Annotated in this window: 25 protein-coding genes; 1 reads left to right on the top strand and 24 read right to left on the bottom strand. The window is 49.8% G+C overall.

The annotated features are described in order from the left end of the window. Positions 1-52 precede the first annotated feature (52 nt). The 11 genes from RDW05_RS06160 to rimP all read right to left on the bottom strand — a co-directional run bounded on the left by RDW05_RS06160 (position 53) and on the right by rimP (position 9,963). A complete protein-coding gene (locus RDW05_RS06160; protein ID WP_307978235.1) occupies positions 53-1,255 on the bottom strand; it encodes an ATP-binding protein in 1,203 nt (400 codons plus the stop codon). Between the two features lie 262 nt (positions 1,256-1,517). Next, the gene (rpsO, locus tag RDW05_RS06155) at positions 1,518-1,784 is read right to left on the bottom strand and encodes a 30S ribosomal protein S15 (protein WP_021720219.1); all 267 of its coding nucleotides are present in this window, start codon (positions 1,782-1,784) and stop codon (positions 1,518-1,520) included. A 155-nt stretch (positions 1,785-1,939) separates the two neighbouring features. Further along, positions 1,940-2,863 (bottom strand): bifunctional riboflavin kinase/FAD synthetase, encoded by a 924-nt coding sequence (locus RDW05_RS06150; RefSeq protein ID WP_307978234.1) that lies wholly within the window; start codon positions 2,861-2,863, stop codon positions 1,940-1,942. Positions 2,864-2,865: 2 nt separating this feature from the next. Next, the gene (truB, locus tag RDW05_RS06145; protein ID WP_307978232.1) at positions 2,866-3,741 is read right to left on the bottom strand and encodes a tRNA pseudouridine(55) synthase TruB; all 876 of its coding nucleotides are present in this window, start codon (positions 3,739-3,741) and stop codon (positions 2,866-2,868) included. Between the two features lies 1 nt (position 3,742). After that, positions 3,743-4,693 (bottom strand): bifunctional oligoribonuclease/PAP phosphatase NrnA, encoded by a 951-nt coding sequence (locus tag RDW05_RS06140; protein WP_307978231.1) that lies wholly within the window; start codon positions 4,691-4,693, stop codon positions 3,743-3,745. Next, positions 4,686-5,063: a 30S ribosome-binding factor RbfA gene (gene rbfA / locus RDW05_RS06135; protein WP_307978230.1), complete on the bottom strand. Its 378-nt coding sequence runs from the start codon at positions 5,061-5,063 to the stop codon at positions 4,686-4,688. Before rbfA ends, RDW05_RS06140 begins: the two co-directional genes overlap by 8 nt. A gap of 114 nt (positions 5,064-5,177) precedes the next feature. Next, on the bottom strand, positions 5,178-7,748 hold the full coding sequence (gene infB, locus RDW05_RS06130) for a translation initiation factor IF-2 (protein WP_307978228.1): 2,571 nt from the start codon (positions 7,746-7,748) through the stop codon (positions 5,178-5,180). A gap of 86 nt (positions 7,749-7,834) precedes the next feature. Beyond that, entirely contained in the window at positions 7,835-8,131 is a 297-nt protein-coding gene (locus RDW05_RS06125) for a ribosomal L7Ae/L30e/S12e/Gadd45 family protein (protein ID WP_307978227.1), read from the bottom strand. Continuing rightward, entirely contained in the window at positions 8,118-8,390 is a 273-nt protein-coding gene (gene rnpM, locus RDW05_RS06120; protein ID WP_293822990.1) for an RNase P modulator RnpM, read from the bottom strand. Before rnpM ends, RDW05_RS06125 begins: the two co-directional genes overlap by 14 nt. After that, complete coding sequence (gene nusA, locus RDW05_RS06115) at positions 8,390-9,463, bottom strand: transcription termination factor NusA (RefSeq protein WP_304280167.1); 1,074 nt, start codon at positions 9,461-9,463, stop codon at positions 8,390-8,392. Before nusA ends, rnpM begins: the two co-directional genes overlap by 1 nt. Positions 9,464-9,486: 23 nt before the next feature. Further along, entirely contained in the window at positions 9,487-9,963 is a 477-nt protein-coding gene (rimP, locus tag RDW05_RS06110; protein WP_374111018.1) for a ribosome maturation factor RimP, read from the bottom strand. A gap of 391 nt (positions 9,964-10,354) precedes the next feature. On the opposite strand from rimP, the gene RDW05_RS06105 reads away from it, so the two are divergent. Beyond that, positions 10,355-11,548, top strand: a complete 1,194-nt coding sequence (locus RDW05_RS06105) for a pyridoxal phosphate-dependent aminotransferase (protein ID WP_304094492.1) — start codon at positions 10,355-10,357, stop codon at positions 11,546-11,548. 289 nt (positions 11,549-11,837) lie between these two features. Here RDW05_RS06105 and RDW05_RS06100 read toward each other — a convergent pair whose 3' ends face one another. The 13 genes from RDW05_RS06100 to RDW05_RS06040 all read right to left on the bottom strand — a co-directional run bounded on the left by RDW05_RS06100 (position 11,838) and on the right by RDW05_RS06040 (position 22,981). Next, entirely contained in the window at positions 11,838-12,539 is a 702-nt protein-coding gene (locus tag RDW05_RS06100) for an energy transducer TonB (RefSeq protein ID WP_307978224.1), read from the bottom strand. Then, entirely contained in the window at positions 12,536-12,949 is a 414-nt protein-coding gene (locus RDW05_RS06095; protein WP_021720231.1) for a biopolymer transporter ExbD, read from the bottom strand. Before RDW05_RS06095 ends, RDW05_RS06100 begins: the two co-directional genes overlap by 4 nt. Positions 12,950-12,965: 16 nt before the next feature. Further along, positions 12,966-13,592, bottom strand: coding sequence for a MotA/TolQ/ExbB proton channel family protein (locus RDW05_RS06090; RefSeq protein ID WP_009145240.1), 627 nt, complete (start codon positions 13,590-13,592; stop codon positions 12,966-12,968). Positions 13,593-13,825: 233 nt separating this feature from the next. Continuing rightward, positions 13,826-14,170, bottom strand: coding sequence for a LysR family transcriptional regulator (locus RDW05_RS06085; protein WP_307978223.1), 345 nt, complete (start codon positions 14,168-14,170; stop codon positions 13,826-13,828). Between the two features lies 1 nt (position 14,171). Then, a complete protein-coding gene (locus RDW05_RS06080; protein ID WP_307978222.1) occupies positions 14,172-15,203 on the bottom strand; it encodes a molybdopterin-binding protein in 1,032 nt (343 codons plus the stop codon). Between the two features lie 13 nt (positions 15,204-15,216). After that, positions 15,217-16,008 carry a molybdate ABC transporter substrate-binding protein gene (modA, locus tag RDW05_RS06075; protein ID WP_307978221.1) on the bottom strand — a complete coding sequence of 264 codons (792 nt, stop codon included), beginning with the start codon at positions 16,006-16,008 and terminating at the stop codon, positions 15,217-15,219. Position 16,009: 1 nt separating this feature from the next. After that, entirely contained in the window at positions 16,010-16,684 is a 675-nt protein-coding gene (modB, locus tag RDW05_RS06070; RefSeq protein WP_363316405.1) for a molybdate ABC transporter permease subunit, read from the bottom strand. Positions 16,685-16,689: 5 nt separating this feature from the next. Further along, positions 16,690-17,640: a molybdopterin-binding protein gene (locus RDW05_RS06065; RefSeq protein ID WP_307978220.1), complete on the bottom strand. Its 951-nt coding sequence runs from the start codon at positions 17,638-17,640 to the stop codon at positions 16,690-16,692. Continuing rightward, positions 17,616-18,113 carry a cyclic pyranopterin monophosphate synthase MoaC gene (moaC, locus tag RDW05_RS06060; protein ID WP_307978219.1) on the bottom strand — a complete coding sequence of 166 codons (498 nt, stop codon included), beginning with the start codon at positions 18,111-18,113 and terminating at the stop codon, positions 17,616-17,618. Before moaC ends, RDW05_RS06065 begins: the two co-directional genes overlap by 25 nt. 24 nt (positions 18,114-18,137) lie before the next feature. Continuing rightward, positions 18,138-19,094 carry a GTP 3',8-cyclase MoaA gene (gene moaA / locus RDW05_RS06055; RefSeq protein WP_307978218.1) on the bottom strand — a complete coding sequence of 319 codons (957 nt, stop codon included), beginning with the start codon at positions 19,092-19,094 and terminating at the stop codon, positions 18,138-18,140. Positions 19,095-19,427: 333 nt separating this feature from the next. Continuing rightward, positions 19,428-21,707 (bottom strand): molybdopterin cofactor-binding domain-containing protein, encoded by a 2,280-nt coding sequence (locus RDW05_RS06050; protein WP_307978217.1) that lies wholly within the window; start codon positions 21,705-21,707, stop codon positions 19,428-19,430. A gap of 15 nt (positions 21,708-21,722) precedes the next feature. After that, a complete protein-coding gene (locus RDW05_RS06045) occupies positions 21,723-22,190 on the bottom strand; it encodes a 2Fe-2S iron-sulfur cluster-binding protein (RefSeq protein WP_307978216.1) in 468 nt (155 codons plus the stop codon). Further along, positions 22,190-22,981 (bottom strand): FAD binding domain-containing protein, encoded by a 792-nt coding sequence (locus tag RDW05_RS06040; protein ID WP_307978215.1) that lies wholly within the window; start codon positions 22,979-22,981, stop codon positions 22,190-22,192. Before RDW05_RS06040 ends, RDW05_RS06045 begins: the two co-directional genes overlap by 1 nt. Positions 22,982-23,318: the final 337 nt, after the last annotated feature.

Below are 23,318 nucleotides of genomic sequence, written 5' to 3'. Positions count from 1 at the left end.
ACAGTAAGTCGCTTACGTGATCGATTAATAATATTATATTGCTTGCTAAAGCTTAAAGAGCTACTTTTCTGAGTAGGAAATCAATAAGATTATAATGAATTATACCATTTCTGGAAATCGTATGCTTATCCAAGGTTATAACGTACTTGGGATAATTGTCGGCAATCTTTTCATATGCACCAAACTCTCGCTCTATTGTTTTTTCGTCACTTAAAAGATAAGCTGCCTGAATGTAGATAATCTTGCCATTCAATTCTGCGATAAAGTCAATCTCGCCCTTCCAGGTTTTACCTACATAGACTTTATAGCCTCGTGAAATCAGCTCATTATAACAAATTGTTTCAATAATATAGTTATACTCATCCTTAATTCTATTTTTCTTCAAATGCAGAAAACCAAGGTCACAAACATAATACTTCTCTTCAAATGCAAGCGCCTTCTTACCGCGTATATCATAACGCGAAACCTTATCGCAAACGCAGGCATCAACAATACAACGCAAGTAATCGTACACAACAGGTGCAGAAACCTTATGTCCGTTACTTGAAAGCGTACCGGCAATAGCATTGCCGGAAACAGTAAGCGAAGAATTTCCTACAACGTAATCAAGAACCTTTTCCAGCACCAGTGGCGAGTTTATTTTGTTACGCATAACGATATCCTTCAGGACAACCGCATCATATATATTACTTAGAATAACCTCTTTTGTTTCCTTATTATCAGCACCACATACCAAAGGTAAACCACCATAAGTCATGTATTCCGTCAGCAAGCTTTCATAATCAGGCGCAGAGATGTCCTTGTATTGACAGAACTCCATGAAATTGAACGGCAAAACGCGTAAGGATATAGTTCTACCACTTAAATGTGTAGCTAATTCTCCCGAAAGCAACTTGGAATTAGAACCGGTAATAAAGATACTCACATTATGAGTTGCCCTAAACGAATTTACCACGAGCTCAAATTTATTTACATTTTGAATTTCGTCGAAAAACAGATAATATTTTCCTTCATCAACGATTTTTTGCTCAATATGTTCATAAAAAGCATCTGCATCTGTCAGCTTATAATACTTGTAATCTTCAAAATTTATGTAAACGATATGCGAATCCTCGATACCATTTTCCTTTATTTCAGCAATAACCTGACGCAAAATAGTAGATTTACCGCAACGTCTGATGCCGGTAATAACCTTTACTAGCTCCGAATCATAAAACGGTCGCAAACGCTCCAGATACTGTGTTCTGATAACCATAACCCTGCTCCTTTCCGCTTTGTCAGCACGTTCTCCTTTATTATATTCTAACACAAACAACCATCACCCGCAACAGTGTTAATTATTTTTTAACACCATCACGTGTTTTGTTAATAGTATTAATTTATTTTAACACTATGAGTGATTTTGCGTTACTGTTAATTATTTTTAATACTATTGCAGGTGTTACTCCTCTTTATAACCCAAGTGCAGGCACAAAAAAAGCCCGCCCTTGCGGACGGACTTTTCAGCATAAACCGGATTATTTACGGATACCCAGTTTAGCAATGATTGCACGATAGCGCTCGATGTCTTTAGCAGCCAGGTAGTTCAGCAAGCCACGACGTTTACCTACCAGTTTCAGCAGACCGCGACGGGAATGATGGTCTTTTTTGTGCTCTTTCAGATGCTCGGTCAAATATTTGATGCGTTCGGTCAGAACTGCGATTTGTACCTCAGAAGAACCGGTGTCACCTTCATGACGTGCGTTTGCCAGAATTACTGCTTGTTTAGCTTCGCTAGTTAACATTGTTTGTTTCCTCCTAAAAATTCAAATTGCCATAAGCGTAGCAGCCGTTGGAGAATCGAACTGCCAAGCCTTGGTTCAAATACTATGATAGTATACCATATCTTGCCACCAGATAGCAAGTATTTTGTAAAGTTTTTTATAAAAACAGCTTTGATTTACCGCAATGCCGCTTTGCAGTCGTTTTTATCCTGCGCCAGCTGCTGCTTGAGCTGCTCAATGCCGGCAAATTTCACTTCGCCGCGAATGCGCTGCACAAACTGCACTGTGAGCTGCTGACCGTAAAGGTCACCGGTAAAATCAAAGATATTCGTTTCCAGACGCGGTTTGGCAACATCGCCAAAGGTCGGATTATAGCCTATATTCGCCATACCATGATAGCTTGCGCCATTCACCAGTACGCGCACAGCATACACGCCTCCTAGAGGCACTGCAACATGAGCATCCTCCAGCTCAATGTTGGCCGTAGGATATCCCAGCAGTCTGCCACGCTCGTTGCCGTGCGCTACGGTGCCGCTGATGCTGTAGCTGCGCCCCAGCATTTCGGCAGCCTCCGCTACCTTGCCTGCGGCAATCAGGTGACGGATAGCGGTGCTGCTGATAACGGTTGCGCCCTCGCTTACCAGCTCGCGCACAATCAGCTCAAAGCCCATAGCCTTGGCGGAAGCAGCCAGCGTATAGACAGTTCCCAGTCCGCGACAGCCGTAGGTAAAGTTGGCACCGACAACAAGACAGCTGTAGTCAAGCTGCTGCAGGCGCTGCAAAAACTCCTGCGGCGAAAGGTCCGCAACCTGCTGATTAAAGGGAATATCCACCAGCACATCCACGCCAAGCTGCTGCAAAAGCTCCTGCTTTTGCGCGCCGGTTATCAGCGCTGGCGGCACCATGCCCGGACGAATCCATTCAAAGGGATGGTTGCTGAAGGTAAAGACTGCCAGCTTGGAGTTACATTCACGCGCCTTGTCTCTTGCGGTTTCAATTACATCAAGATGACCGCGATGCAGGCCGTCAAAGGTACCCAATGCTACCACACAGGGAGCGGAAAATTTATGCAGTTGTTCTAAAGAAGTAATAATCTCCATAGTTATTCCTCTGGCATCGGGTAATGCTCTAAGATTTTTTCTGCCTGCAGACGCTCCTGCTCACAGCGGACGATGCCTAAGAATTCATCCCCCGGCCCCAGCAGTACGTATCTGCCGTCGGCAGTCTGCGCCACCGTGGTGCGTACACCGTTAGTAATGCGCGCCGCCTGACGAGCGTTCACCTTGAGCTTGGGCAGCTCGGCAACGGCAGTCAGCGGCTCTGCGGCACAGGCCTCGGGGTTTTCCGCGATTTCCTGCAGCGTGCAGGCCTTGTCAATTGTGTAGGCTCCCACCTGTGTACGCAGCAAAAAGCTCATCGTACCGCAGGTTCCCAGCGCCGTCGCCAGGTCCTCGCCCAGAACGCGGATATAGGTGCCCTTGGAGCAGGCCACGCGCACAGTAAAGCCGGTTGCCGTATAATGCAGAAGCTCCAGCTTATAGACCTCAATCGGACGTGCGGTGCGTTCTACCTCTACGCCCTGACGAGCCAGCTGATACAGCTTTTTGCCGTTGATTTTGATGGCCGAATACATCGGCGGCAGCTGCATTTGCTTGCCGGTAAATTGCGCCAGCACCGCTTCCAGCTCTTGTTTGCCGAATGCAGGCACAATCATCGTTTTGACAACCTCACCGCTGTCATCGCCGGTAACTGTCTGCGCTCCCAGCGTAAATTCGGCAATATATTCCTTGCGGCCTTCTACAGCAAATTCCAGCAGACGGGTTGCACTGCCCGCAAAAACAGGAAGAACTCCTGCCGCGTCAGGGTCAAGAGTTCCCCCATGTCCGATTTTCTTTGTGTTAAGCACGCGCCGCAAAAAGCCGATAACATCGTGCGAGGTCATCTGTGGTGGTTTTAATACATTAAAAATTGCGTCCATATTAAACCAATTTGCCCAATGCCTCCAGCAGCTGAGTGCGAGCCTCCTCTACCGGTGCATAAATCGTACAGCCTGCTGCCCGCAGATGACCGCCGCCGCCAAAGGCTACAGCCACAGCGGATACGTCAACGCTCTTGGAGCGCATGCTCACGCGCGTTACCGTCGGCTCAACGGCCTTGAACATAATAGCTACGTCAACGCCCTCAATATAGCGCGGGTAGGACACAAAGCTGTCGGTCTGGACATCCTTGTCATATAAATCGTTGCTAATTGTGAGATAAGCAATTTTGCCTTCATAAGCGAAGGTCAGCGAAGGCAGTACCTTGGCCAGCAGCTCTACCGTATCGCGGGAGCGCACGTCCAGTGCATCGCTGATTTCGTTAGGCTGCACGCCGTATTCCAGCAGCTTGGCAGCATTACGCATAGTTTTCGGCGTAGTGTTGGCATAGCGGAAGGAGCCGCAGTCTGTGCTGATGGCAGTGTAAAAGCAGGTGGCAATTTCCTTATCAAAGGGCCATCGCATAGCCATGAACAGATCACACATTACCTCGCCCACGGCTGCTGCCTTGGCATCCAAGTAGAGATATTCGGCAAAGCGTTCGTTGGAAATATGGTGGTCGATGTTCAGCAGTGTTTTTGCTTCCACAACCTCGGACACCAGACCAATACGGTCAAAGGAGCTGGCATCAATAACTACCAGCAAATCCGTCTGCAGCTTGCTGCCCTCTACCGGGCGTTCACACAATTCAATACCAGGAATAAAGCCGAAGCTTTTGTTGATAACGTCATCACAGAAAACAGTAACCTGCTTGCCCTGCGCCAGCAAAAAGCGTGCCAATCCCAAGGTGGAGCCCAGGGTGTCGCCATCCGGGCTTACATGGGTGCACAGCACAATTTTTTCTGCCGCCAAAAGCATAGCGCCTGTTTCCTGCAGGCTAAGCTCCTTACTCATGCTCTGCTTCCTCGGCTGCAGGCTTTTCTTCCTGCTTAATCTTATCTAAGATGCTCTGAATATGCGCACTGTATTCTGCAGAAGTATCCTTCTGCAGAATCAGAGTCGGCGCGAAGCGCAGACGAATGCGTTTGGCAATTTCCGTACGCATAAAGCCTAACGCCTTGTTCAGAGCCTTCCAGGTTTCTTCCTGTTTATCCTTAGGACCATACATGCTGATGAAAATCTTGGCATAGCTCATGTCATCTGTCAGCTCCACGCCGGTTACAGTAACAAACTGAATGCGCGGATCCTTGACATCATGCAGCAGCATTTTGCTGATTTCATGCTGAATGGCCTCCTGTACTTTTTCTACTCTAAGTCTTGCCATTTTCTTTTCCTCTATATATAGATATAAGCTGACTAAAGGCAACAGGTGCAGGGAATGCGGCGGCGTATTGCTACTCCTGCCTGCATTCCTGCGCAATATGCCTTATGCGACAGACTATTCTACTGCGATTTCTTCCATGTCGTATACTTCAAAGATATCGCCCTCTTTAAGGTCGCTGAACTTCTCTAAAGTAATACCACATTCAAAGCCTTGGGCAACTTCCTTCACATCGTCCTTGAAGCGGCGCAGAGATTCGATAACGCCCTCGTGAACAACGATGCCGTCACGGACAACACGAACCTTGGAGCTGTTGGTAACCTTGCCTTCAACTACATAGCAGCCTGCAATCTTCAGCTTGGAAATAGTAATCAGCTGACGGATTTCTACGCGGCCTTGGATAACCTCCTTGAATTTAGGAGCAAGCATACCCTTGATAGCAGCCTCAACGTCGTTGAGTGCGTCGTAGATAACGCGGTAGGTGCGTACGTCAACCTTCTCGGTTTCGGCAGCCTTACGCGCGTTAGCGTCAGGACGAACGTTAAAGCCGATAATCAGTGCGTTGGCAGCGGATGCCAGCATTACGTCGGATTCGGTGATAGCGCCTACGCCTGCATGGACAACGGCAACCTTAACCTCATCGTTTTTGATTTTTTCCAGGGATGCCTTCAATGCTTCGATAGTACCCTGAACGTCAGCCTTAACAACGATGTTCAGCTCTTTGATTTCGCCTTCTTTAATGCGTTGGAACAGGTCATCCAGAGAAACCTTGGAGTTCAGCTTGATTTCCTCTTCCTTCTTCTTGGCGATACGTTTTTCGGCAACGCCGCGGGCAGTCTTTTCATCGGTGCTGTCCAGAATATCGCCGGCAGCCGGTACATCGTTCAGGCCCAGTACCTCTACTGGGGTAGAAGGCAGAGCTTTTTTAACCTTTTCGCCACGGTCATTGATCATTGCGCGAACCTTACCATAGGAGGTGCCGGCAATAATGGTATCACCGATATGCAGTGTACCGCGTTGTACCAGGACAGTAGCAACCGGGCCACGGCCTTTGTCCAGCTGTGCCTCGATAATAGTGCCGTGAGCAGGCAGATTCGGGTTAGCCTTCAGCTCCTGCATTTCAGCAACCAGCAGAATCATTTCCAGCAGATCGCTGATGCCAGTCTTCTGATGTGCGGAAACCGGTACCATGATGGTGTCGCCGCCCCAGTCCTCAGGAATGAGCTCGTGCTCAGCCAGCTGTTGTTTAACGTGATCCGGATTAGCGCCCGGACGGTCGATTTTATTGATAGCTACAATGATAGGTACCTTTGCAGCCTTAGCATGGTTGATAGCCTCGATGGTCTGCGGCATTACACCGTCATCTGCTGCTACAACCAGGATAGCAACGTCAGTTACCTGAGCGCCGCGGGCACGCATAGCAGTGAAGGCCTCATGGCCCGGGGTATCCAGGAAGACAATCTGCTTTCCCTGGTAGTTAACCTTGTAAGCACCGATATGCTGGGTAATACCGCCAGCCTCGCGGGAGGTAACGTTAGTTTTACGGATAGCATCCAGCAAAGAGGTTTTACCATGGTCAACGTGGCCCATAACGGTAATAACCGGCGGACGCGGAACTCGTTTTTCAGGCGGATCGTCAACCTCAGGAATCTCAGTCGGATCCTCCTCAGGTGCTCTTTGACCAACCTCTACACCAAAGTTGTCGCCAATAAGCTGTGCAGTATCGAAATCGATATCCTGGTTGATAGTAACCATTACGCCCAGCATAAACAGAGCCTTGATTACTTCATTAACCTCACGCTTAATGAGCTTAGAAAATTCTTGTACGTTGATAGATTCGCCGATTTCTACATAAGTCGGACGAACAATTTCTACCGGAGCCTGCTGTTGCTTCGGTGCAGGCTTCTTGCCACCGCGGTTTACCGGCATTTGATGACCGGCACTGCGGTTAGGACGGCTTTCGCGGGTAGCGTAGCTACCCTTAATCTGCGGCTTGTTGTTATCCTTACGGCTCTTGCCTGCATTGCGACCACCCTGACGGTTATCGCGAGCGCCTTCGCTGCGGCCACCATTGCGGCCTTCGCTACGGCCACCGCTAACCTGTGCACGGCTTTCGCCGTGTACGCTCGGACCCTGCTGACTCTTAGGACCTACAAAGATGCCCCCCTGGCGTTGTTGGCCGTTGCGGCCACCCTGACGGTTGCCCTGACCACCCTGCTGGCCGCCACGATTTTGCGGACGACCTTCATTACGGCCACCTTGATAGTTACCCTGGCCGCCTTGGCGGTTGCCCTGCTGGCCGTTGCGATTTTGCGGACGGCCTTCGTTGCGGCCACCCTGACGATTTTCATTACGCCCTTGTTGAGCGTTGTTGTTGCGTTGATTATTTTGCTGATTTTGTTGCATATTCCTCTGTCCGTTATTCCTATTCATATTGTTATCGTTTCTTTTAGCTGTAGCCTGCGGATGCGCAGGAGCAGCCGGTTTGCTGACATCACGTTTTTCCGTCTTCGCCGGTTTGGGCGGTTCTGGTTTTTTATCATAAGCTTTACGGATAACAGACATAGCCTTGTCATCAGCTGCACTAAAATTAGTTTTTTCGATATTATTTTTCTTCAGTAGGTCAATGACCTCATTTACTGGCTTGCCATAATCCTTGGCAACCTCGTATATTCTTTTATTACCCATTCATCCACCTCCAGACCAGATAAATAAGAAGCAGATTCATCTGCGAAGCTCGCGCAAGCTGCGCAGACAACTGTGATTTAACCTTATTATTTTTTCAGCAGCATATTGGCAAAGTTTGCATCAGTAATTGCCACCGCAATGCGCGGGCCTTTACCGATTGCATAACCCAGGTCATCGCGCGTCAAACGCTCGATGACCTGCACGCCTGCCATCTCTGCCAGGAAATAAATTTCCTTTTTTGAATTAGGGGCAGCATCTTGTGCCAAAACAAGTACTTTAACCTTGCCGCTTTTTAAGGCAGCACGCACAGCTACATCGCCAGAGGCGGTTTTGCCGGCCTTTTGCGCCAACCCTAAAGCAAAAGCAACATTATTGCCTGCCATGTTCAAAATCCTCCAGCAGCTGCTTGAGCACGTCTTCGCCGATAGGCTTTTCCAAAGCACGTTCCAGACGTTTTTCCTTCACAGCCTTGGTAATGCATTCCTTATCGGGGCAGACATATGCACCACGTCCGTTTTTCTTGCCGGTAAGATCAAGGCTGACCTCACCCTCAGGCGAACGTACAACGCGCAGCAAAGCCTTTTTATCCTTCATTTCATTGCAGCCTAAGCATTTACGCTGCGGAACCTTTTTTACCTTCATCATGCTTCTTCCACAGGAGCAGTCTCAGCAGCAGCCTCTTCGGCAGCCTGAGTTTCGCTCTTAATATCAATTTTCCAGCCGGTCAGCTTAGCAGCCAGGCGGGCATTTTGGCCTTCCTTGCCGATAGCCAGGGACAGCTGGTAATCCGGTACGACAACGCGGCAGATTTTGTCTGCTTCGTTAACGGTTGTCTTCACAACCTTTGCCGGGCTCAGAGCGTTAGCAACGTATTGTGCCGGATCTTCACTATATTTGACAATATCAATTTTCTCACCGCGCAGCTCGTTAACAATAGTCTGCACGCGCATGCCCTTATGGCCTACGCAGGCACCTACCGGATCAACATTGCTGTCAGCAGTAAATACGGAAATCTTGGAGCGCATACCAGGCTCGCGGGCTACGGATTTGATTTCAACCACGCCATCATGGATTTCCGGAACCTCCAGCTCAAACAGGCGCTTCAGCAGGCCGGGATGAGTACGGGAAACCATAATCTGCGGTCCCTTGGTGGTGCGCTTAACCTCAACAATATAGGTTTTCATACGCTCATGGTATTGGTAGATTTCACCGGGGATCTGCTCGTTGGGAGTCAGCACAGCCTCAACCTTGCCCAAATCGATATAAACATTTTTGTTTTCCATTCGTTCAATAATACCGGTAACGATATCATTAGCACGGCTTTGGAAGCGCTCATAAACCTGTCCGCGCTCTGCCTCACGGATACGCTGTACAACAAACTGCTTAGCGTTCTGGGCAGCAATACGGCCGAAGTTTTTCGGAGTAACCTCCACCTCTACGATGTCACCTGCCATATAATGCGGATTGATTTCCTGAGCATCATCCAGGGACATTTCGTTAATGCCGTCAGCCTCACCCTCAACTACAGTGCGCTGTGCATATACATGGATTTCACCAGTTTCTTTATTCATATCAACACGGACATTCTGGTTTGTACCGGTGTTCTTCTTGTAAGCAGCAACCAAAGCGTCATCAACAGCCTGGAACAAAAGTTCGGGGTCAATACCCTTTTCCTTTCCTAATTCCTGGATTGCTGAGATAAAATCTGCGTTCACTTAATAAGCCTCCTATTTCTTAATTAAAAGTCTATATGCGGTCTGATATTAGCAATCAGCCTACGTTCAATGCGGTCAGAATTTTTGAATTTCTTACCTTTAATAATCTTTTTAACCTGTACAGCTTCGTCATCATGTGCTACCAGAATACCGGTCAGATTCTTCATTCCCTCCCACGGAGTATAGAACATAATGTCAACCTTGGTGCCGTAGGCAGCTTCAAAGTCCTTGTCCTTCTTCAGCGGACGGTCAATGCCCGGAGAAGAAACCTCCAAAAAGTATTTGTCGGGAATAGGATCCTCTGCATCAAGAATCTCCGTCAGCTTTTCGCTCACCATCTGGCAGTCATCAATTTCTACTCCACCAGGCTTATCGAGAAAAATCCGTAGGTACCAGTCCTTTTCGCGCACATATTCTACATCTACCAGCGTAAGACCGGTATCCTGCAGAAGCGGTTCTACCATTGCGGTAATCAGTGCTTCAACTTCTTTTGCCTGCATCATTTTCACCTCCATATTAAGTTTTTCTTTCTGAGTTAACCTTGCGGTTAACAGCTGCCTCTGCCGCAAATGCGTCAGAAACATCATAATAAGCGGAAAGAGCGGGCTTTAAACCCACTCTTTCACAAGTCATACTTATTTTGGCTATTCTTATTATAGCATCTGTTGACAAGTCTTGCAAGTAGCTTACGCTATATCTAGTTATTATATGTTAAATTTTATACAGAAAAATGCTAAATCTGCCACGTAAAATGTATACACTGCGCTTTCCCTTGTCAGTGGCAAAAATATCTGCTACAGTAATATAGTAAACAGATAGAGATTGTGGAAAAAGTGTCAGTTTGGACAAGGGCGCTTTATCGACAAGCTTTTTATGAAAGGTGGTATTTTTATGTCCTATAATTTTGATGCTGCTGTTTCTCCCTTTATTAAAGCACTGCCTCCCTCCGGTCTGGCAAAGTTTCTTGATATTATGGCCGCTAACCCCAACATCGTGCCTCTCAGCGTCGGCGAACCCGATTTTGATATTCCGCAGGCTGTCAAGGATGCCGAAATCAACAGCATCTGCGAAGGCAAAAGCTGCTATACTCCTACGCTCGGACTTTTGGAGCTGCGCGAGGCAATTGCGGATGATATCCATAAAAACTACGGCGTTAAATACGACCCAAAAACCGAAATCATGGTAACCGTCGGTGTCAGCGAAGCACTGTACACCACTATTACTACCATTATGCATCCCGGTGACGAAATTATTCTTCCCGAGCCCTGCTACGTTGCCAACAAGGCCTGCGTTATTCTGGCAGGCGGCAAGCCTGTTTCCGTAGAAACCTATCAGGAAAACGGCTTTGTGCCTACTATCGAAGATTTGGAAAAGGCTGTTACGCCCAAAACTAAGGCTATTATGCTTGGTTATCCCAACAACCCGACCGGCGCTATTATGAGCAAGGAGCAGATTAAGGCTATCGGTGACTGGGCTGTGAAGCATGACCTGATTGTCATCAGCGACGAGCTTTATGCTCATCTTACCTACGGCGGCAAAACGCACACCATGTTCACCCACTTCCCGGAATTCCGCGACCGCACTATTATCTTCAATGGCTTCTCCAAGGCCTACGCTATGACCGGCCTGCGTCTTGGCTATATCATGGCACCGGCAGCGATCATCAATGCCATGAACATCCTGCATCAGTATGTAGTACTCTGCCCCAACGTTACAGCACAGTACGGTGCTATTGCAGCACTGAAATACTGCCGCCAGGACGTTGACAACATGGTTGCCGAATACAGCCGCCGCCGTCAGATTATGATTGATGGCTTCCACAAGATGGGCCTGCCGCTGTATGAGCCCGAAGGCGCTTTCTATGTTTTCCCCTGCATCAAGGAAACCGGCCTTTCCAGCATGGAATTTGTTGAAAAGCTGCTTGAGGAGCAGGAGGTTCTCGTAATCCCAGGAAACATCTTCGGTGCCGGTGGTGAAGGCTATATCCGTTGCTCCTATGCTTACAGTGAAGAAATCCTGCACAAGGCACTGGAGCGCATCGCCCTCTTCGTAACGAAATACAGAAATCTGAACAAGGCGAAATAACTGTTATGCTGATTCCATATTAGACAAGTTCTTTTATCATGTAGTATAATATACGCAGCTGATAAAATATCAGCCGACGATTTTTGTATTTATCTAATCCCTTCCACTTCGTCTCACTCCTTCCGTGAGACACAAGACAGAAAAAACACGGTGCATAATGCCCGTGTTTTTTTCTTTTGCATCGATATAATCATCTTCTTAAACTCGATATTTCTCCCGAAATTAAAGCTGCTGTCTCCGGCTTCATCCGAAGACAGCAGCTTCTTTGAGTCAAAGCATCTATGCATTTTTATCTCAAATTAAAGCTTACTGCGCGCGTAACGCGACAGCGTGCGTTCTGCCCGTACTTGTCTTTGGCAGGACTGAAGCGCCATTTGTTGACTGCCGTCACAACGCTGTTATCCATAGCACCGTTGCCGGAGGAACCGACAACCGTTACATCCTCTACACTGCCGTCAGCACCTACCAGAATGCGTACCGTTACCACACCGGTAGCACCGCTGTTGCGTGCGGACGCAGGATATACAGGCGCAACCTCACGCAGCAGGCGTGGCGGTTTCACTGGCACACCGCGGCCCTCGCCACTGCCACTGCCACTACCGTTGCCGCTTCCGCTGCCACTGCCGCTGCCTGTTCCGGTACCAGTGCCTGTACCTGTACCGCTGCCGGCAGGATTACCGGCAGGAGCCTTCGGTCCGGGGGCTGCCGTTGCCTTTTTCCTGACAACCTTCTTTTGCGGTTTAGGCTTCAGCTTTTGGTCAATAATATCCTCCAGGCTTTGTACAAGCGGCTCTTCCTGCTGCTCCTCCTGTTCGATTTCTTCCTCCTCAGCTTCAGCGCCGCCACCGCCGCCCTCCAAAGAAACCTCTAAAATTTCCGGAGGCGTATGCACAAAGCGGTAGCCGAAAATGCCAAGGCCGGCGGCAAGAACAAGATGCACAGCCAGAGCTACGGCAAAGCCCTTGCCAAATCGCTTTTGTTCATCCTTCATTTGCTCTCACCTGTATCCGTAGCCAAACCAAAGCGTGTGACACCTGCTCCCTTCATTTTATCCATCAGCTGGATAATAGTTTTATAGGGAGCTTCGTCCTCTGCTCTGATAATAACAGAGAAGGAGGAATCATGCTTGCTTTCAATTGCAGCATTCTGAACCAGCATATCCATCTCGATTTTATTTTCATCAAGATAAAGGCTACCATCCTTTTTAATCGTTACATTAAAGTTGCTCTTGCTGACATTCTCCGAATGCTTAGCAACCGGCAGGCGAATAGGAATCGTCTTGACCTCGCTCATATACATAGTGCTGACAATGAAAAATACCAGCAGCAGGAAAATCATATCAATCATAGGACTAAGCATGATTTCCGGTGACTTCATCACTCTTTTACGACGTCTGCGCATTTTCTGACACCGCCCCTCATTTGCTCTGCTCGTTAGCTTTGAAAATATCAACCAACGTATCTGCGACCTCGTTGATATTCAGAGTTTCGGTTTTGATTTTACTTGTAAGATAAGCATGGATACACATACCCATAATGGCAATGCACAGGCCGAAAACTGTAGTAATCAGCGCTTCGCCGATACCTGCGGTAACAGCCATCGGATTCTGTGTTCTTTCGTTCAAAGCATTAAAAGAAGAAATCATACCGGTAATCGTACCGAGCAGGCCGAGCATCGGCGAAAGACCGATAACAACACTCAGATAGTTGATATTTTTTTCCAGACTGTCGATAATACGGTCTGCTTTAGTATAGACAATAGTTTCCAGACGCTGGCCGAGGTCACCCTTAATATCCAAAATCTCCTTAGCCATGGCAGCAGCCTCGCCCTTGCTCTGCTCTGCCAGCTCACTGGCGCCAACCAGATTAAAGTCATTCATCATGCGGCAGAAGCTGCTCGCGAACTTTTCTCCGGAAATAGCCTTCTTATAGAAAAGATATCGTTCCACACCAATAGCAATAGCGGCAAAGGAACACATCAGCAGCGGCCACATACAGGGACCACCCTTAACAAAATAATCAACAGCTCCGGCAAAAATACTCATACTTAAACCTTCTTTCAAAAAAATAACGCTGCAATTTTTTTGCGGCAAATCACAAGCTCATCATCCGCCTATACACAGCGGAAGGAAGTCGGCATAGCTCCCATATCTGATACTTGTTGCTATTTACTAGATGTTTATATTATAGCCTCTTTACTATTCTGCGTCAAGAAAACACAAACTATATAAACAAAGGCAGTACAGGAAAAATTCCCCGTACTGCCCAAAGATTTATGTTATTTGAAATACTTGGCGAAGGCCTGCGCCGCCGCTGACTGCACCTCTGCATTAAAGGCTGTATACCGCTCGAGCAGCGAACGTCCCTCCGGCGTCAGCACGCTGCCGCCGCCGCTTTTGCCGCCTGCCGTGCTGCTCACCAGTGCAAAGCCCAGGTCTGCCTCCGCACGCCGCAGAATCTTCCACGCCTTGCTGGCCGACATACCCATAGCCTTGTAGGCAGCACTCAGCGAACCGGTGGCCTCAATGCGCTGCAGAAGCTCCGCTACGCCCTTGCCGAAATCAATGCTTTCGTTATACACGCGCACCTTCACATGATAATGCTGCGGGTCTGCATAGGTCATTTTACCACCCCTTGCCAAAGCCGCAGGCAGGATAGGTGCAAACGGCGCAGTTCAGGCACAGTCCACCCTCGCCCAAGGCTGCCAACTCGTCGGCAGTGACAAGGTCACAGGCCAGCACACGCGGCAGCACCAGGTCAAAAATCGTACGCTTAGCGTACATTACGCAGCCCGGCAGGCCCAGAACAGGCACCTGGTCTTCGCCGTAATACGACAGCAAAAACATTGCCCCCGGAAGCACCGGTGCACCATAAGACACAATGCGTGCACCGGTGTTTTTTATTGCGAACGGTGTGCGGTCATCCGGGTCAACGCTCATGCCGCCGGTGCAGAGCACCATTTCCGCGCCCTTTTCCTCAATCGCGGTTTTAATCGCAGCGGTAATCTGCTCCGGTTTGTCATCCAGCACCTGCTTATAAACTACCTCCACATTGAACTCTGCCAGCTTTTCCTCCAGCACGGGCGTAAAGGTATCCTTAATGCGTCCGTGGAAAACCTCGCTGCCTGTCGCCAGAACGGCAGCCTTTTTAATTTTATACGGCAAAAGCTGCAGCAGCGGTTCATCACCGCACAGCTCGCGTACACGCTGCATCTTTTCCTTTTCGATAACCAGCGGGATAATACGTGTACCGCATAGCTTATCACCCTTCTTCACCGGCGTATTGCCGTGACGCGTCGCAATCATCATCTGTCCGAAGCTGTTCACCAGGCGCAGACGCGCGCCATCTACCTTGAACAGACCGTCAGCAGCAGCAGCCAGCTCAATCTTGCCCTCTTTCACAGACGATTCATCCATCATAGTGTTTTTGCAGATGTCGCACAAAATGCGTGCGGCATCATTTTCGTGCAGCATGCTTTCGTCAGCTTCCCACACATATAAATGCTCCTTGCCGATGGAAAGCAGCACCGGAATATCCTCCGGCTGCACCACATGTCCCTTGCGGAACACTGCATCCTTGGTAACGCCCTTGATAATTTGTGTCAGGTCATGGCAGAGCACACTGCCGACCGCATCCTCAGTACGAATTAATTTCATGCTAATCTACCTCTCATTTAGCCTGCGCAAAGCCGTAAGCGGCAAAAATCTTCATAGCCTCTTCAGTCTGCAGGAAGGCAGCAAAATCCTTGGCAGCCTCAGCCTGCGGAGCCCTCGCCAGCACGCCGATAGGATAAATTACCGGCTTCTTCAAAGAGCCTGCCGGAGCTTCGGCAACAACAGTTACCTTATCCTTCAGAAGTGCTGCATCGGTAGCGTAAACAAGGCCTGCGTCAGCACTGCCTTCGGCAACCCAGTTCAGCACTTGTGTTACGTTAGTACCCAGGCTTACTTTAGACTGAATCGCATCCCACTGGCCCAGCTTGGTCAGCGCTTCCTTAGCATATTGGCCTGCAGGAACACTGGCAGGATCACCGATTGCAGGATGCTTTGCCTTGCCGAAATCATTGAAGCCTTTGATTTCGCTGCCGCTTTTAGGCACAATCAGCACCAGCTTGTTTTCCAGCAACGGCTTCACGGTGCTCTTATCCATATATCCTTTGTCGCTGAGTGCGTTCATCTGCTTGTTGGCCGCAGAAATAAATACGTCCGCTGCCAGACCGCTTTCAATCTGCGCCTGCAGCTTACCGCTGGCATCATATACACCTTCGATTTTGATTTCCGGATGCTTTTGCTGATACAGCGGAATGAGCTTTTGCGTAAAAACCTTTTCCATGCTGGCAGCAGCAGCCAGGCGCAAAGTTTTGCCTGCCTGCGGTGCAGCAGCCTGCTTATCACCGCCACCGCAGCCTGCAACCATAATTACTAACATCAAAGACCATACTAAGCATAAGAGTTTTTTCATTTTATTCCCCCTGTTGTTGTTTTGTTTTATATAAGTAAACATTAAGACCAATGACAACTAATAGGCAAATGCCTACAATTACTGCCACATACCAGCCTGCTGCATCCCAATCGCCTGCCGCTACGGCAGAATAAACTGCCAGCGGCAGTGTGCGTGTGCGTCCTGCGATATTACCGGCAATCATCGCTGTGGCGCCGAACTCACCCAAACCACGAGCGAAGGCCAGCAGGCCGCCGGCAATAATACCCGGCAGTGCGTTAGGCAGATGAATGCGCCAGAAGATGCGCCATTCCGTCATGCCCAGCGAACGTGCCGCCTCCAGCATGCCCTTGTCAACCTGGGACAAGGCTCCGCGCGCGCTGCGGTACATGAGCGGCAGCGAAATTACCGCCGCCGCCAGCACTGTTGCCAGCCAGCTGAAGGCTATTTTTATACCCGTCAGCTGATAGATAAGCTGGCCTAAAAAGCGATTGTTGCCAAAGAAATATAAGAGAAAAAAGCCTGCTACCGTAGGTGGCAGCACCATGGGCAGCGTTATTACGGCGTCGGCAAAAATCTTCAGGCTTTGGCTCTGCAGTCGTTCCACCCACCAGGCAATAATCACGCCGATAAAGAAAACTATGACGATTGTCGCTGCCGCAGTATGCAGCGAAATCCACAGCGGTGACCAGTCTATGGCGCTCATTTTCTCGCACAGTCATGGGCGCTGCCCTTCAGGATACGCAGTCCATGCTCCAGCTGCGGCAAAACAATTGCCAGCGCTTCCTCCACCGCTTTGGTGCTGCCGGGAAGATTCACAATCAGCGTCTGTCCACGCACTACGCTCACGCCGCGGCTCAGCATTGCCCGCCGCGTAATCTTCAATGATTCCGCACGAATGGCCTCCGCAATACCTGGCACATTGCGTGTTGCCACCGCCATTGTTGCTTCCGGTGTGACATCACGCAGCGACAGGCCTGTGCCGCCTGTGGTGATAATCAAGTCAACCTGTCTGCTGTCCGCAAGACGCATCAGCTCGCGTTCGATTTTCTTCTGTGCGTCAGGAAGCAAAACCTGCTCCACAATTTCGTAGCCTGCCTCCGCCAGCAGCTGTGCTGCCCTCGGACCGCTGGTATCGACACGCTCACCCGCAGCGCCCTTATCCGAAAGCGTCATTACCGCCGCACGCAAGGGTGCGTCGGCTGCAGGCAGCGTCACCTCCAGCTCCATACCGCTGCGCAGGACACCACCATGCTCTACCGTCGCAAAAACGCCCTCACGCGGCATAATGCAGTCGCCCACACGCGCATAAATCGTGCAATGGCTGTGGCATTCCTTGCCAATCTGCGTCAGCTTCATCACTACTTCACCGCTGCGCATGATGCTGCCTACCGGCAGCTTTTTGAAGTCAATGCCGCTTACCAGAATATTTTCACCGAAGGCACCGATAGCGGCATCACCGCCACGCGCATTGAATTCATCCACCTTTTCCGCACTCAGAAAACTCACCTGACGGTGCCATTTGCCTGCGTGGGCATCGCCCTCGATGCCGAAATTTTCTTTAAGAACAATCTCATTAACAGGATGCTTTTCCGTACCCTTCTTTTCGCTGATACAAACAGCCTTGATTATGCCTCTGATACTTGCTTCCATACAAAATCACCACTCTTTCCGCCTGTTTTGCTCAGCAGATGCACATCTGTAATCACCATTGCCTTGTCCACTGCCTTGCACATATCGTAAATCGTCAGCAAGGCAATCTGCACGCCTGTCAGCGCCTCCATTTCCACACCAGTCTTGCCCGTAGTCTTGACCAAACACTGTGCCTGTACAGCGTAGCTGCCGTTTTCCGCCAGCAGCTCAAAATCCACTGTACATTTCGTCAGCTGCAGCAGATGACACAGCGGAATCAGCTCGCTGGTGCGCTTGGCCGCCATAATTCCCGCAACTCGCGCTACGCCCAACACATCACCCTTGGCCATACTGCCGCCAGCAATTTTTTCATATATTTCTCTGCTTACGCAGATTTTTCCCTGCGCCACGGCAACCCTTGCGGTGTCAGCCTTATCACTGACATCCACCATCAGAGCATTGCCCGCAGCGTCAAAATGTGTAAATTCACTCATTGTCTGCTCCTTCAAAGCCTGTATTTATCCGCCAATCTGGCTCATATTAAAGCGCGCTGCTTTTACATCAAAGCTGTGTCCCGCGGGCTTGGCATAAATAATCTCCTGCATCGCCTTAACTAAATCCGCATCACTGCCGCCGTCACGCAGCAAGTGCTTGAGGTTCATGCCCGCGTCACTGTAAAGACATGGCTTCAGCATGCCTACGGAGGTAAGACGCACCCTGTTGCAGACAGCGCAGAATTTATTGTGCAGCGGTTCGATAAAGCCCACCGGCATTTTATAACCGCTAATGCGCCAGTAGCTCGCAGGACCGTTGCCATATCGCTGTGCATCAGGCTGCAGCGATAGGCCTGCCTGTTCCAACAAACTGCGGATTTCGCTGCCGCTCACTCCTTTTAGATCAGCATTGCAGTCTAGCGGCATCAGCTCGATAAAGCGCAGCGGCGCGTTATAATCGTTTGCCAGCTTTAACAACTGCATAATATCTGCCAGGCCGTTTTCTGCAAGAGGCACGCAGTTCAGCTTAAACGGTATGCCTACCGCCTGCAGCTCCTGTAGTGCCTGCAGAACGCTGCCCAGGCTGCCGCCGGTAAGCTCTGTATAATACGCTGCATCCAGCGTATCAAGGCTCACATTGATGCTGTCCACACCCGCTGCGATAAGCGCAGGCAGCTGCTGCGAAAGCAGTGTGCCATTCGTCGTCAGCGTTACCTGCTCTATGCCGTCCAGCTGCTTCAGTCTGGCGATAAAATCACTGCAGCCCTTGCGCAGCAAAGGCTCGCCGCCGGTGATTTTGAATTTGCGGATGCCAAGCTGCAGCGCAGCACGGCAAATACGCAAAAGCTCCTCATAGCGCAATATTTCGTTATGCGGCACATGCTCACTCACCTCCGGCTGACAATAGCGGCAATGCAGATTGCAGCGATCAGTAAGGGAAATGCGCAGGTAATCTATTTTGCGATTGTATTGGTCATACATGATTGTAGTCCTTTTTTACGTGAATTGAAATTAGTTTACAAAGCGTGAACAAAGAGTATCCCAACCCTTCCGTCTGCTCGCTATGCTCGCATCCACCTCCCCTTTTAGGGGAGATATAATTGTATTTTGAAACTCTAACTTTTATATGCTCCCTGAAAGGGAGCTGGCATCGCCGTAGGCGATGACTGAGGGTTGTGCTGCGATATATTAATTGCTCAATTCAGTAATGAAGCAAAATGTGGTCAACCCCATCGCGTCACTCTCACCCGAGAATAACGCATGCCAAAACAAATGTGGTCTTGCAACCACATTTGTTTTCAGCTTATAAAAATCTTATTCTTCGTCAACGCCCATAGCAATTTTTTCCGGTGTAATCGGCAGCGTCATGAAGCGCTTACCGGTTGCCTGATAAATTGCGTCGGCAATCGCAGGAGCCGGAGTGTTGATTACCAGCTCGCCCACGGATTTGGCACCGAAGGGACCGCTTTCCTCATAGCTGCTGGCAAAGTCAACATAGATATGACCGATATCCTCACGGCAGGGAACCTTGTACTGCATGAAGGAGTTTTCGTAAATACGACCTTTGGGACTGTAGGTTACGTTTTCCATCAGCGCCATGCCGATGCCCTGCAGAATGCCGCCCTCGGTCTGCACCTTCGCCAGATGCGGGTTAACAGGAGTACCGCAGTCAACAGATGCGTAGAAGTTCACTACCTGTGCCTCGCCTGTCAGCAGGTCGGTTTCAACCTCAGCCACACCGGCCATAAACGGCGGCGGGGACAGTACACTGTTCTGCTCCACTGTTTCTTCCAAAGCGATATCGTTATTCACCATAGAAGCGGTGGCAATATCAAAGAGGCTTACAGCCTTGTCGCTGACGGTATCACGCACCTCGCGTCCGTCAAAGACAACCTGATCCGTGCCGCATTCCAGCAGTCGTGCGCCTAATTGGCAAATTTTACCACGCAAACGCTGTGCACAGATTTCTACGGCCTTGCCGGTAATATATGTTGTACTGGATGCGTAGGAACCGGAGTCATAAGGAGAAGCGTCGGTATCCGCACCGAATACGGTAATGTTATCGTAATCACATTCCAAAACCTCTGCTGCCATCTGCGCCAGAACGGTATCGCAGCCGGTGCCCATATCAGCAGCACCGATCAGCAGTGTGTAATGTCCCTCGTCGTTAATTTTGAGGGTAGCACCGCCGACGTCGCAGTAAGGAATGGAGCTCCCCTGCATCGCAATAGCCACGCCCATTGTGCGTACCTTGCCGTCAGGCAGCTGCTGCAGCGGGAATTTCTGCTCCCAGCCGCTCATCTCGCGTACCTGCTCCAGGCAGCGGTCCAACGCACAGCTTGTGTTGGGCGCACCATAATAAGCCGGCATAATATCGCCCTCGCGTGTAATATTCATCTCACGCAGCTTAATCGGATCCATCTTCAGACGTGCTGCCAGCTCGTTCACAGCGGACTCCACAGCAAAAATGCCCTGAGGAGCGCCATAACCGCGATAAGCGCCTGCAGCCTGCAGGTTGGTATAAACTACGTCAAAGCCGAAGCGGAAGGCCTCGGTACGGTACAGAGGAATAGACTTGTGACCGGAAAGGCCGACGGTCGTGGGACCATGCTCGCCATAAGCACCGGTATTGGAAAGAGTATATAAGTCAATCGCGCGGATTTTGCCTTCCTTAGTAGCACCAAGACGCACGCGCACCTCCATCTCGTGGCGCGGGCTGGAAGCTATATGACATTCATAACGCGAGAAAATCATCTTACTCGGCTTTTTTGTTTTCCAGGTAACAAAGGCCGGATACATTTCGCTTACACAGCTCTGCTTAGCGCCGAAGCCGCCACCTACACGCGGTTTAACCACGCGCACCATAGTTTTGGGGATATGCAGCGCATTGGCAATAATGCGGCGGCAGTGGAAAACAATCTGCGTAGAGCTGAGGATGTTCAGACGGCCGTAGGTATCAATAGAACAGTAGGTTACGAAAGGCTCCATCATATCCTGCTGTACAGCCTTGGTATGCGTAGTCTGGTCGATAACAACATCGCATTCCGCCAGAATCTTATCAACCTCGCCATCCTCAATAACCTCATGGGCACACAGGTTGCGCTTATTGTCGGCACCAACCGGGCAGTTCGCCTTCCAGGTATCCTCCGGATGCACGAGCACAGGGTTGTCCAACGCAGTGCGGAAGTCAAGCACTGCATCCAGCAGCTGGTATTTTACTTTAATCAAAGACAGCGCCTTGTCGACAGCCTTTTCTGTTTTGCCGGCAACAATCGCTACGATATCGCCCACAAAGCGTACATGACGGTCCAGCAGCAGGCGGTCATAGGGACTCGGTTCGGGATAGGTCTGGCCTGCGTAGGTGCAGCGCTCACCATCCTGGTCCACGTCCTCCCAGGTATAAATTGCTTCAATGTCAGGCACCTTGGCTGCAATCGCGGTGTTGATGCTTTCCACAATAGCGTTCGCATGCGGAGAGCGCAGCACCTTGACAAGCAGGCAATCGTTCGGCACCAGGTCATCGGTATAGACCGGCTGGCCTGTCACCAGCTGCATAGCATCCTTTTTGCGGTAGGATTGGTTAACTATTTTCATCTGCAGCTCCCCTCCTTATGCCTGCGCCTGAGTTTTTTTCCAGGCGATAAAATTTTGAATTCCGCGCAGCTGTCCCTCATAGCCGGAGCAACGGCACAGGTTGCCTGCCAGAAATTCCTTGATTTCTTCTTCCGTAGGCTCGCTGTTTTCACGCAGCAGCGCGATAGCGTTCATAATCATGCCGGGGTTGCAGAAGCCACACTGCTCCGCGCCCTGGTCTGCAATAAAGGCACCGAACTGCGCTGCCTCCTGCTGCATTCCCTCCATCGTTACGATGCTGTGGCCTGCAGCACGCGCTGCCAGAACAGCACAGGAAAGCACCGGTTTATCATCCATAAATACAGTGCACAAACCGCAGTTGGTAGTGTCACAGCCGCGCTTTACGCTGTAGCAGCCTTCCTTGCGCAGAAAATCGAGTAAAACTGTATCAGCCTCCACCATACGTGTCAGCTTTTTGCCATTTAAGGTTAAGGTTATCTCCATCAGGCCTTACCTCCCAGTTCTGTTAAACATCTTGCTGTCAGCACCTTAATAAGGTGTGTACGATAAGCAGCACTGCCGCGCGGATTGGTTTCCGTCGGCAGTAAGCCTGCAGCATATTCCGCAAAGGCCTGTGCCTTCTCGCTAGTCATAGGCAGAGTTGCAAGCTGCTCTGCATCCTTTACCAGTGCAGCCTTCGCCGGGCGTGCGCCCACTGCGGCCTGCACGCCTTCCTGCGTCAGCGCCGCCGCGCAGGTCAGCACCGGAAAGTCGGTTTTGCTGATGCGCACGGATTTATAGCTGTAATGTGCTGCCGTCTTTTTAACAATAACGCGCACCAGAATATCTCTGTCATACGGCATATTCACAAAATCTGCCAACGGCACAATACCGCCCTTGTATAATTCCACATAGCTGTCCATTACCAAAAGCAAGGTCAGCACATCCGAAAAGCCGAAGCGTCCGAACACACTGCCGCCTACGGTAGCAAGATTGCGGAACTGCACACCTACAATATGGCGCAGCGCCTCCTTATTTGCTCCCTCACTGTAAGCGGTAAAGCCTGCATGCAGCTCCAGCTGGCGCAAGCTCACCATCGCACCGATGCGGAATTCTGTTTCAGTTTCCTCTATTGTATCCAGGCCTAAAGCCGACAAATCAATCGCCGTCTGCACATTGCCCTTGCTCAAGCGCAGCCACAGCATACCGCCAAGCACGCGGTTGGGGCGCTTCTGGTTCAGCTGCCACGCCTCCTCCAGCGTTGCTGCCTGTTTATATTCACGAATTGTCAACATATACTGCCCTCCTCTTCTGTTTGTATTGCATACTTACTCTATTATATTTTACCATATTTTTCCTGTAATTGAAAAGAGAAAAAATGCACATGGGCTCATAAGTTATCTGATTGAAAGAAAGTACAAACGGCTTGTGCATAAAAATTAATAATCCATAAGACGTCTTACTCAATGCTATATTATATTCACTTCCAAAAACGTTTGTGTTATTATGCTGTCAGCTTGGACGCCAGCTCACGCACCTCTGCGTCCGTAAGCTTGGCGTGGCACACGGTGAATCCACTCTTCTCCCTTGACATTCTCCTGAATTTCAAGTAAACTTAAAGCATGTTCTTCC

The sequence above is a fragment of the uncultured Phascolarctobacterium sp. genome (assembly GCF_902463975.1).
Lineage (GTDB): Bacteria > Bacillota > Negativicutes > Acidaminococcales > Acidaminococcaceae > Phascolarctobacterium_A.
This window is presented reverse-complemented; position numbering and strand designations above follow the sequence as displayed.

What these genes read in the sequence shown, in the direction of transcription:
- rbfA (WP_307978230.1), bottom strand. Translation starts at nt 5,063, where the DNA reads ATGGCAAGACTTAGAGTAGAAAAAGTACAGGAGGCCATTCAGCATGAA.
- RDW05_RS06080 (WP_307978222.1), bottom strand. Translation starts at nt 15,203, where the DNA reads ATGAAATTAATTCGTACTGAGGATGCGGTCGGCAGTGTGCTCTGCCAT.
- rimP (WP_374111018.1), bottom strand. Translation starts at nt 9,963, where the DNA reads ATGCAGGCAAAAGAAGTTGAAGCACTGATTACCGCAATGGTAGAACCG.
- RDW05_RS06050 (WP_307978217.1), bottom strand. Translation starts at nt 21,707, where the DNA reads ATGAAAATAGTTAACCAATCCTACCGCAAAAAGGATGCTATGCAGCTG.
- RDW05_RS06095 (WP_021720231.1), bottom strand. Translation starts at nt 12,949, where the DNA reads ATGCGCAGACGTCGTAAAAGAGTGATGAAGTCACCGGAAATCATGCTT.
- RDW05_RS06085 (WP_307978223.1), bottom strand. Translation starts at nt 14,170, where the DNA reads ATGACCTATGCAGACCCGCAGCATTATCATGTGAAGGTGCGCGTGTAT.
- RDW05_RS06090 (WP_009145240.1), bottom strand. Translation starts at nt 13,592, where the DNA reads ATGAGTATTTTTGCCGGAGCTGTTGATTATTTTGTTAAGGGTGGTCCC.
- rnpM (WP_293822990.1), bottom strand. Translation starts at nt 8,390, where the DNA reads ATGAAGGTAAAAAAGGTTCCGCAGCGTAAATGCTTAGGCTGCAATGAA.
- RDW05_RS06045 (WP_307978216.1), bottom strand. Translation starts at nt 22,190, where the DNA reads ATGGAGATAACCTTAACCTTAAATGGCAAAAAGCTGACACGTATGGTG.
- RDW05_RS06125 (WP_307978227.1), bottom strand. Translation starts at nt 8,131, where the DNA reads ATGGCAGGCAATAATGTTGCTTTTGCTTTAGGGTTGGCGCAAAAGGCC.
- RDW05_RS06065 (WP_307978220.1), bottom strand. Translation starts at nt 17,640, where the DNA reads ATGGAAGCAAGTATCAGAGGCATAATCAAGGCTGTTTGTATCAGCGAA.
- RDW05_RS06160 (WP_307978235.1), bottom strand. Translation starts at nt 1,255, where the DNA reads ATGGTTATCAGAACACAGTATCTGGAGCGTTTGCGACCGTTTTATGAT.
- rpsO (WP_021720219.1), bottom strand. Translation starts at nt 1,784, where the DNA reads ATGTTAACTAGCGAAGCTAAACAAGCAGTAATTCTGGCAAACGCACGT.
- RDW05_RS06100 (WP_307978224.1), bottom strand. Translation starts at nt 12,539, where the DNA reads ATGAAGGATGAACAAAAGCGATTTGGCAAGGGCTTTGCCGTAGCTCTG.
- RDW05_RS06040 (WP_307978215.1), bottom strand. Translation starts at nt 22,981, where the DNA reads ATGTTGACAATTCGTGAATATAAACAGGCAGCAACGCTGGAGGAGGCG.
- RDW05_RS06140 (WP_307978231.1), bottom strand. Translation starts at nt 4,693, where the DNA reads ATGAGTAAGGAGCTTAGCCTGCAGGAAACAGGCGCTATGCTTTTGGCG.
- truB (WP_307978232.1), bottom strand. Translation starts at nt 3,741, where the DNA reads ATGGACGCAATTTTTAATGTATTAAAACCACCACAGATGACCTCGCAC.
- moaC (WP_307978219.1), bottom strand. Translation starts at nt 18,113, where the DNA reads ATGAGTGAATTTACACATTTTGACGCTGCGGGCAATGCTCTGATGGTG.
- RDW05_RS06105 (WP_304094492.1), top strand. Translation starts at nt 10,355, where the DNA reads ATGTCCTATAATTTTGATGCTGCTGTTTCTCCCTTTATTAAAGCACTG.
- RDW05_RS06150 (WP_307978234.1), bottom strand. Translation starts at nt 2,863, where the DNA reads ATGGAGATTATTACTTCTTTAGAACAACTGCATAAATTTTCCGCTCCC.
- infB (WP_307978228.1), bottom strand. Translation starts at nt 7,748, where the DNA reads ATGGGTAATAAAAGAATATACGAGGTTGCCAAGGATTATGGCAAGCCA.
- modA (WP_307978221.1), bottom strand. Translation starts at nt 16,008, where the DNA reads ATGAAAAAACTCTTATGCTTAGTATGGTCTTTGATGTTAGTAATTATG.
- moaA (WP_307978218.1), bottom strand. Translation starts at nt 19,094, where the DNA reads ATGTATGACCAATACAATCGCAAAATAGATTACCTGCGCATTTCCCTT.